7 protein-coding genes are annotated in these 7,638 nt (G+C 65.4%); all 7 read right to left on the bottom strand.

The window, feature by feature from the left end:
• Positions 1-133 precede the first annotated feature (133 nt).
• The gene (locus tag RTQ83_RS06445; RefSeq protein ID WP_312512314.1) at positions 134-649 is read right to left on the bottom strand and encodes a hypothetical protein; all 516 of its coding nucleotides are present in this window, start codon (positions 647-649) and stop codon (positions 134-136) included.
• A gap of 81 nt (positions 650-730) precedes the next feature.
• Positions 731-1,486 carry a flagellar motor protein MotD gene (gene motD / locus RTQ83_RS06440; protein WP_312512312.1) on the bottom strand — a complete coding sequence of 252 codons (756 nt, stop codon included), beginning with the start codon at positions 1,484-1,486 and terminating at the stop codon, positions 731-733.
• A gap of 9 nt (positions 1,487-1,495) precedes the next feature.
• The gene (locus tag RTQ83_RS06435; RefSeq protein ID WP_312512310.1) at positions 1,496-2,239 is read right to left on the bottom strand and encodes a flagellar motor protein; all 744 of its coding nucleotides are present in this window, start codon (positions 2,237-2,239) and stop codon (positions 1,496-1,498) included.
• Positions 2,221-2,949, bottom strand: coding sequence for an RNA polymerase sigma factor FliA (locus tag RTQ83_RS06430; RefSeq protein ID WP_312512307.1), 729 nt, complete (start codon positions 2,947-2,949; stop codon positions 2,221-2,223). Before RTQ83_RS06430 ends, RTQ83_RS06435 begins: the two co-directional genes overlap by 19 nt.
• An 83-nt stretch (positions 2,950-3,032) precedes the next feature.
• Positions 3,033-3,854 carry an antiactivator of flagellar biosynthesis FleN protein gene (locus RTQ83_RS06425; RefSeq protein WP_312512304.1) on the bottom strand — a complete coding sequence of 274 codons (822 nt, stop codon included), beginning with the start codon at positions 3,852-3,854 and terminating at the stop codon, positions 3,033-3,035.
• Positions 3,855-3,862: 8 nt separating this feature from the next.
• A complete protein-coding gene (flhF, locus tag RTQ83_RS06420) occupies positions 3,863-5,260 on the bottom strand; it encodes a flagellar biosynthesis protein FlhF (protein WP_312512302.1) in 1,398 nt (465 codons plus the stop codon).
• Positions 5,261-5,521: 261 nt separating this feature from the next.
• Entirely contained in the window at positions 5,522-7,633 is a 2,112-nt protein-coding gene (flhA, locus tag RTQ83_RS06415; protein WP_312512300.1) for a flagellar biosynthesis protein FlhA, read from the bottom strand.
• Positions 7,634-7,638: the final 5 nt, after the last annotated feature.

The raw sequence follows: 7,638 nt of genomic DNA, 5'->3' as shown, positions 1-7,638 counted from the left end.
AAAGGGACATTACTACTTTGCCCTAACAGGGTTGGCGGCTCCGCCGCCGACGCGGCGATGGTTGGCTGCGAGATCATCCGGCGCGACATCGGCACCGATAACAATCACCGCGTCGGCGGCGTAGCCGCCAACCCTACCGTCCGGTGAACGAAAACTTGACCGGAAGCGCCGGACTCTGCTTGATGCTGGCTGCATCGAGACTGCCGAGGCTGGTCAGCCATGGCCCGGCATACCGGATCTCGTAGCTGTGTTTGCCCGGCTTGAACGCATACGCGTCCGTGATGTCGATGGTGTTCAGGTGCGTGGTCTGCGGCTTGACCTCGAGGTAGTCGGCCGGCCCAAGGGCGGCGCGCTTGACCATGCGGCCGGTGTAGGCGACCTCGTCTTCGGGCGTGCGCAGCAGGAAGCGCGGAGCAGTCAGGTCGTCGCCCAGCGCGATCTCGCGCGGGATCCATACCGGCTTGTCGCCGCGGTTTTCGATCAGCACGCGCACCTTGACGCTACGGGCGCCGGTCTCGACCTCGAGACGGTGGTTCACGTCCACTTTCGCCTCCACGGCCTTCACCGCTCCCATCAGGCCAACCAGCGCCAGCGCGCAGGCCACCACGGCCTGTTTGATGCGCACGGCCTTGCTACCTTCGACATGCATTTGCGCTCCCTTGGCCAGCGGCCATTTGTGGATTGAAAGCAAATATTGCACTAACGATTATGGCATGCCGCGCGGCGATATTTACGGAAGAATGTTACCGCCTGTTTCAGGCAAGGCCGCCAGGATCATCACTGCCACCCGCCGGTTGCGCGCCTGGCCCACCGGATCGGTATTCGGCGCCACCGGCCGCGTGGCCGCGAAGCCGAGCGCCGACAGGCGCACCGGCGCCACGCCGCTGTCGATGAACAGCCGCACCACGCTGCTGGCGCGCGCGGCCGACAGTTCCCAGTTGGACGGATACACGGTGCTGGCGATCGGCACGTCGTCGGTATGTCCTTCGACCTCGATCCGGTGCGGATCGTTCCTCAGCAGGCCGCCGACCGCCTGCAGGATCTCGCTGGCCTCGGGCTGCAGCAGTGCCTGGCCCTGGTCGAACAGCACGCTGGCATTGATCTCGACGCTGACGCCGCGCGCATTTTGCGTGACGCGCACCTGGCCCGACTTCACCAGCGGCAGCAGGGTCGCGGTGAGGTCGCGCGCCAGCACGCCCATGCGCTCGTGCTCGCGCCGCGCGGCTTCGTTGCGCTTGCGGTTGACGATGTGCGACAGCGGCAGCACCGGCTCGACGTTGGTGTTGACCTGGGTCGCGGCGCCACGGCCGCCGAAGGCGTCGCCCAGGGCGTCGGACAGCTGCTGGTACTTGCCTTCGTTGACGATCGAGATCGCGTACATCACCACGAAGAAGGCGAACAGCAGCGTGATGAAGTCGGCGTACGAGATCAGCCAGCGCTCGTGGTGCTCGGTCGGGACGTCATCGTCGTAGCGTTTGCGCGCCATGCCTGTGTTCTAGTGATGAGTGAGCAGACTGGCCACGCGCTCGTCCACTACACGCGAATGGTCGCCGCTGGCCAGGTCATAGAATACCTCGGTCAGGATCTCGTACTGCGCCACCTTGTCGCTGACGATGGCCTTCAGCTTGTTGCCAACCGGGTAGAAGAACAGGTTGGCCAGGCCGACGCCGTACACGGTCGACACGAACGCGACCGCGATGCCGGAACCCAGGCGCGCCGGATCGGACAGGTTTTCCATCACGTGGATCAGGCCCAGCACGGCGCCCAGGATGCCGATCGTCGGCGCGTAGCCGGCGGCCGATTCCCAGATCCGCGCCGCCTGGCGCTGGGCGAATTCGTAGCCGTTGATCTCGTGCTCGAGCAGGCTGCGCACTTTATCGGGATGGATTCCGTCCACCACCAGGCGCAAGCCCTTCTCGACGAACGGATCGGCCTTGGCCATGTACTGTTCCAGCGACAGCAGTCCGTCGCGCCGCGCCGACAGGCTCCACAGCGCGATCTCGCGCGACAGCTTCTGGCGCTCGCCGCGCGGCGGCACGAACACCCAGCGCAGCATGCCGAGCCCGCGCGTAAACGTGCGCCGTTCGCTCTGCAGCAGCACGGCGCCGAAGGTGCCGACCACCACGATCGCGAACGCGGCCGGCTGCACCAGCGAGGCGAAACGCCCGCCGTCCAGCGAGTGGCCGACCAGGATGCCGGCCACCGCGAGTACCAGGCCGGCTACGCTGGCCCAGTCCACAGATGCTCCCGTAACGCCGTGCGCAAGCGCGCCACGGCCTGGGTGTGCAGCTGCGACACCCGCGATTCGCTCACGCCCATGACGGCGCCGATTTCTTTCAGGTTCAACTCTTCCTCGTAGTACAAGCCCATCAACAATTTCTCACGCGGCGGCAGGTTCTCGATGGCGTCGATCACGGCCTGGCGGAAGTCGGTGTCCATCAGGCCGCGCAGCGGGTCGGCGTCGTCCACCGCGTAGCGGTCGAGGAAATTGCCGTCGCCATCGTCGTCATGAAAGTCTTCGTAATACACCAGCTGGTGGCCGCCCGAGTCGGCCAGCATTTCCTGATAATCTTCCAGCGACAGCTTGAGCGACTTGGCCACTTCGGATTCGCTCGGCGGCCGGCCCAGGCGCTGCTGCAGCTCGTGCATCGCGGTCTCGACTTTGCGCATGTTCTGGCGCGTGCTGCGCGGCATCCAGTCGCTGCTGCGCAGCTCGTCGAGCATGGCGCCGCGGATGCGCAGCACGGCATAGGTCTCGAACTGGGCGCCGTGGTTGTCTTCGTAGCGGTTGATCGCGTCGAGCAGGCCGATCATGCCGGCTTGCACCAGGTCGTCCACTTCCACCGAAGGCGGCAGTTTCGCCTTCATGTGGTGGGCAAGACGCTTCACCAACGGCATGTGCTCCGTCAGCAAAGAATTCTTGTCCGCTTTCCCCTTGACCGTGTACATGCTCTCTTGATCTTCTCGTTGCTTGTTCTGTTGTGTCTGCGCCGCTTCGGCCACCGCTGCCGCTTCCGCGCCCGATGCCGCCCTCATGCTCCGAAGCGCGCGCCACTACCCTGGCGTGCGAATTGCGGCATCGCGTGCAGCGCGAACTTGCCGGCCAGCTGGCGGAAGGCGACCGAAGCGCCCGCCAGCGGGAAGGCATCGACCACCGCCCGGCCCAGGCGCGCGGCGCGGTGCAGGTACTCGTCGGCCGGCACCGAGCCCAGCGAAGTGAGCTTGACGGCAAGGTAGCGTGTTGCTGCTGCTGACATATTATCGTATACCACTTGCGCCTCCTCCTCAGTTGCGCCGGTGACCAGGATGCCGAACGGGCGGCGGCCCAGCTGCAGCGACAGGCGCTTGATCAGCGCGTAGGCATTGGTGATCGAGGTGGCGCTGGTCGAAACCTGCACCACGATCTCGGAGCTGGCCATCAGCGCCACCGGGAACGACTCGTCCGGACCGAGTTCGCCATCGACGATCACGATGCCGGCCTGGCTGGCCAGCACGTCGAAGGTCTTGCCCAGGCGGCGCGCATCGTCGGCGCCCTGCGGGCGGCCCATCGGCACCACCGAGAAGCCTTGCGGCACCGGATGCGTGACCTGGTTCAGCGCCGCTTCCTGGCGCGCCACCTGCAGCAGCGAGGCGCTGCGGTTCAGGCCGAGGCGGCGGGCGACGCCGTATTCGTGTTCGCAGGCATCGACGATCAGGACTTCATTGCCGGTCTGGGCCAGCGAGGCGCCCAGGTTCACCAGCATCGCGCCCTTGTCGTCTTCCGGGGTCGCGGAAAGGAACGTCACCACGCGCGGACGCGGGCCTTGCAGCATGCGGCGCAGGCCTTCGGCCTGGTCGAAATCAAAGCTGGCCATGGCTTACCTCAGGCGAAGGATGGGTTGGCACGGGCGGCGGCGCCGGCCATCATCAGCGGCAGGTCGGCGTCGCCGAGACCGTTTTTCGCGCCGCTGCGGTTGCGGAAGGCGCGGTCGACCAGCATCGCGCGGTCGGCCAGGTGCAGGTCTTCCGGCACGCGCTGGCCGTTCGAGATGTAGTGCAGGTTCAGCTTCTGGCGCACCACCACGTCGAGCACGCCGCCGATCGATGCGGCCTCGTCCATCTTGGTCATGATCGCGCCGTGCAGGCCGCTGCCTTGATAGGCGCGCACCACTTCGTTCAGGGTCTCACCGGTCGAGGTCGAATTCAGGCACAGCAGGCGCTTGACGTCGGCGCCCGAGCTCGACAGCATCGCGACCTGTTCGGCCACCATGTGGTCGCGCTGCGACATGCCGATGGTGTCGATCAGCACGGTGTGCTTGTTGCGCAGCTCTTTCAGGGCGATGCGCAGGTCGGCTTCGTCCTTCACCGAGTGCACCATCACGCCCAGGATCTTGCCGTAGATGCGCAGTTGTTCGTGACCGCCGATACGATAGGCATCGGTGGTGATCAGGGCCAGCTTGTCCGGGCCGTGGCGCATCACGCAGCGCGCGGCCAGCTTGGCGGTGGTGGTGGTCTTGCCGACGCCGGTCGGGCCGACCAGGGCGAACACGCCGCCGTTGGCCAGCAGGTCGTCGTCGTTGCCGATGGTGTTGACGTTACGCGCCAGCACGGTCTTGACCCAACGCATCGCTTGCGCTGCATCTTCCGTCACTGGCATTTTTTCGATCAGGTACTTGGCCAGGGTGGCCGAGAAGCCGGCGCCCAGCAGTTCGCGCAGCACGGTCGCCTTGTGCGGCTGGCGCTGGGCGGTGGCGTTCCACGACAGTTCGGCCAGCTGGGTTTCCATCAGGCCGCGCATGGCGCGCAGTTCGTTCATCATGCCGTTCATTTCGACGGCGGCCGATTCCTTGGCCTGGGCGATGGCGGCGCTCATCATCGAGGTCATGGCACCCATGTCGACGGTCGGCTCCGGTGCCGGGGCGCGGCGCTCGGCGTAAGTCTGGACCGGTTCAGCGGCCGGGGCGGCAGGGGCAACAGGAGCAGCGGCAACGAAGGCCGGCGCCAGGTCTTTCTGGCGGCGTGCCGGGGTTGGACCGACAGCGGGGCCAAAGGCCGGAACAAAAGCCGGTTCCTCGACCTGCAGCTGCGGCGCAGGCTGCGCGCTTTCCGAATCGCTGACCGGCGCGGCCAGCGAGGCCACGTCGTCATTGTCCAGGGCCAGGATTTCGACCACGCCGTCGACCGGACGGTTCGAGAGGATGACGGCATCAGGGCCCAGCGCTTCGCGCACTTTGCGCAATGCATCTCGGGAAGTAGCTGCCGTAAATTTCTTCACCTTCATCGTATTCTCCGCGCTTCAACTGTTTGCCGGGCACAAGCGCCCTTCGATAGGAAGCATTATTGACGATGCCCGGAGGAAACCATCCGAGGATAAAGAAGGGGAAACCCGTCTATTTCACCGAAATCGATAAAACCGGCAATCGATTGGCAAGAGAATAACGGTGGTGGCTGCACGCGCCGGGCGGCGCATGGGAGAAAAGCTGGAAGGAAACGCTACGGCACAAATAACAAGGGCGGCGCTCACGCACCGCCCTCTTCTCTATTACATCGGCACGCCGACCAGGCTGGTCACGCGGATGGTCTTGGTTTCCGGCACTTCAGCATGCGACAGCACCTTCAGCGTCGGCACTGCACGGCGCAGGAAGCGCGACAGCAGCACGCGCAGCGGGGCCGGTACCAGCAGCACGGCGGTATGGCCCATCTGCTCTTGCTGGTGGGCGGCGTGCGCCGCCTGCTGGGCGATGGTGTCGGCCAGGCCCGGCTCGATGCCGGTACCGTCGCCGCCGGCGCCCATCGCCTGCATCAAGAGACGCTCGAGGCGATTGTCCAGGGTCATCACCGACAGCTCGTTCTCGCCCGGGAACAGTTGCTGCACGATGGCGCGGCCCAGGGCCACACGCACCACGGCGGTCAGTTCGCCCGGATCCTGCGTCATGGTCGAGTGCTCCGACAGCGCTTCGATGATCGAACGCATGTCGCGGATGTGCACGCCTTCCAGCAGCAGGTTCTGCAGCACTTTCTGCAGGGTCGACAGCGACACGACTTTCGGCACCAGGTCTTCGACCAGTTTCGGGGTTTCCTTGCCCAGGTGGTCCAGCAGCGCCTGCACTTCCATGCGGCCCAGCAGTTCCGAGGCGTGCTGGGTGATCAGGTGGTTCAGGTGGGTCGCCACCACGGTGCCGGCGTCGACCACGGTGTAGCCCATGCTTTGCGCTTCGTCACGCAGATTGGCTTCGATCCAGATCGCCGGCAGGCCGAAGGCCGGATCGGTGGTCACCAGGCCCGGCAGCGTGCCGCTGGCCATGCCCGGGTTGATCGCCAGGAACTGGCCGTTCAGCGCTTCGCCGCTGCCCACTTCCACGCCCTTCAGGGTGATGCGGTAGCTCGAGGGCTTGAGTTCCAGGTTGTCGCGGATGTGCACCGGCGGCGCCAGGAAGCCGACTTCCTGGGCAAACTTCTTGCGGATGCCCTTGATGCGCTTGAGCAGTTCGCCGCCCTGGTTCTTGTCGACCAGCGGAATCAGGCGGTAGCCGACTTCCAGGCCCAGGGTGTCGACCGGCATCACGTCCTGCCAGGTCGCTTCTTCGTTCTCGGCCGGGGCTTGCGTTGCCGCCTGCGCCGCCGCTTCGGTGGCTGCCGCCGCTTCCTGGGCCGGCTTTTCCTTGCGCCGCTTGGAGATGAAGTAACCGCCGGCCGCCAGCGAACCGCCCAGCAGCAGGAACACCAGGTTCGGCATGCCCGGGATCAGGCCCAGGCCACCGATGATGCCGGCGGTGATGTACAGGGCTTCCGGACGTGCCAGCAGCTGGCCGGTCAGCTGCGAGCTGACGTCTTCGTCGTTGGCGACGCGCGACACCACCATACCGGCCGCGATCGAGATGATCAGCGAAGGAATCTGCGCCACCAGGCCGTCACCGATGGCCAGCAGGGTGTAGACCTTGGTCGCTTCGCCGAAGGCCAGGTCGTGCATCACCACACCGACGATCAGGCCGCCGATGATATTGATGATGGTAATCATGATACCGGCGACGGCGTCGCCCTTCACGTACTTCGAAGCACCGTCCATGGCGCCGTAGAATTCGGCTTCCTGGCCGACTTCGGCGCGGCGCTTGCGTGCTTCGGCTTCACCGATCAGGCCGGCGTTCAGGTCGGCGTCGATCGCCATCTGCTTGCCCGGCATCGCGTCCAGGGCGAAGCGCGCGCCGACTTCGGCGATACGGCCGGCACCTTTGGTGACGACGCTGAAGTTGATGATGGTCAGGATGACGAACACGACGATACCGACGGTGTAGTTACCGCCGATCAGGAAGTGGCCGAACGCTTCGATGACCTTGCCGGCAGCGGCGCCACCGTTATGGCCTTCGGTAAGAACGATACGGGTCGATGCCACGTTCAGCGCCAGGCGCAGCATGGTGGTCATCAGCAGGATCGCCGGGAAGGCCAGGAAGTCGAGCGGCTTGACCGTGTACAGCGCGGTCAGCAGCACGATGATCGAGACTGCAATATTAAAGCTGAAGAACACGTCGAGCACGAACGCCGGCAATGGCAGGATCATCATTGCGAGCAGCATGATGATCAGGATCGGCGCAGCGGCGGCGCCGCCGCGGCCCGCGAGCCCGCTCATCCAGCCTGGCAGTTTCATGCTATTTACCATTCATT

The sequence above is a fragment of the Massilia sp. genome (assembly GCF_031995545.1).
Lineage (GTDB): Bacteria > Pseudomonadota > Gammaproteobacteria > Burkholderiales > Burkholderiaceae_D > Telluria.
This window is presented reverse-complemented; position numbering and strand designations above follow the sequence as displayed.

What these genes read in the sequence shown, in the direction of transcription:
- RTQ83_RS06445 (WP_312512314.1), bottom strand. Translation starts at nt 649, where the DNA reads ATGCATGTCGAAGGTAGCAAGGCCGTGCGCATCAAACAGGCCGTGGTG.
- motD (WP_312512312.1), bottom strand. Translation starts at nt 1,486, where the DNA reads ATGGCGCGCAAACGCTACGACGATGACGTCCCGACCGAGCACCACGAG.
- RTQ83_RS06430 (WP_312512307.1), bottom strand. Translation starts at nt 2,949, where the DNA reads ATGTACACGGTCAAGGGGAAAGCGGACAAGAATTCTTTGCTGACGGAG.
- RTQ83_RS06425 (WP_312512304.1), bottom strand. Translation starts at nt 3,854, where the DNA reads ATGGCCAGCTTTGATTTCGACCAGGCCGAAGGCCTGCGCCGCATGCTG.
- flhF (WP_312512302.1), bottom strand. Translation starts at nt 5,260, where the DNA reads ATGAAGGTGAAGAAATTTACGGCAGCTACTTCCCGAGATGCATTGCGC.
- flhA (WP_312512300.1), bottom strand. Translation starts at nt 7,633, where the DNA reads ATGGTAAATAGCATGAAACTGCCAGGCTGGATGAGCGGGCTCGCGGGC.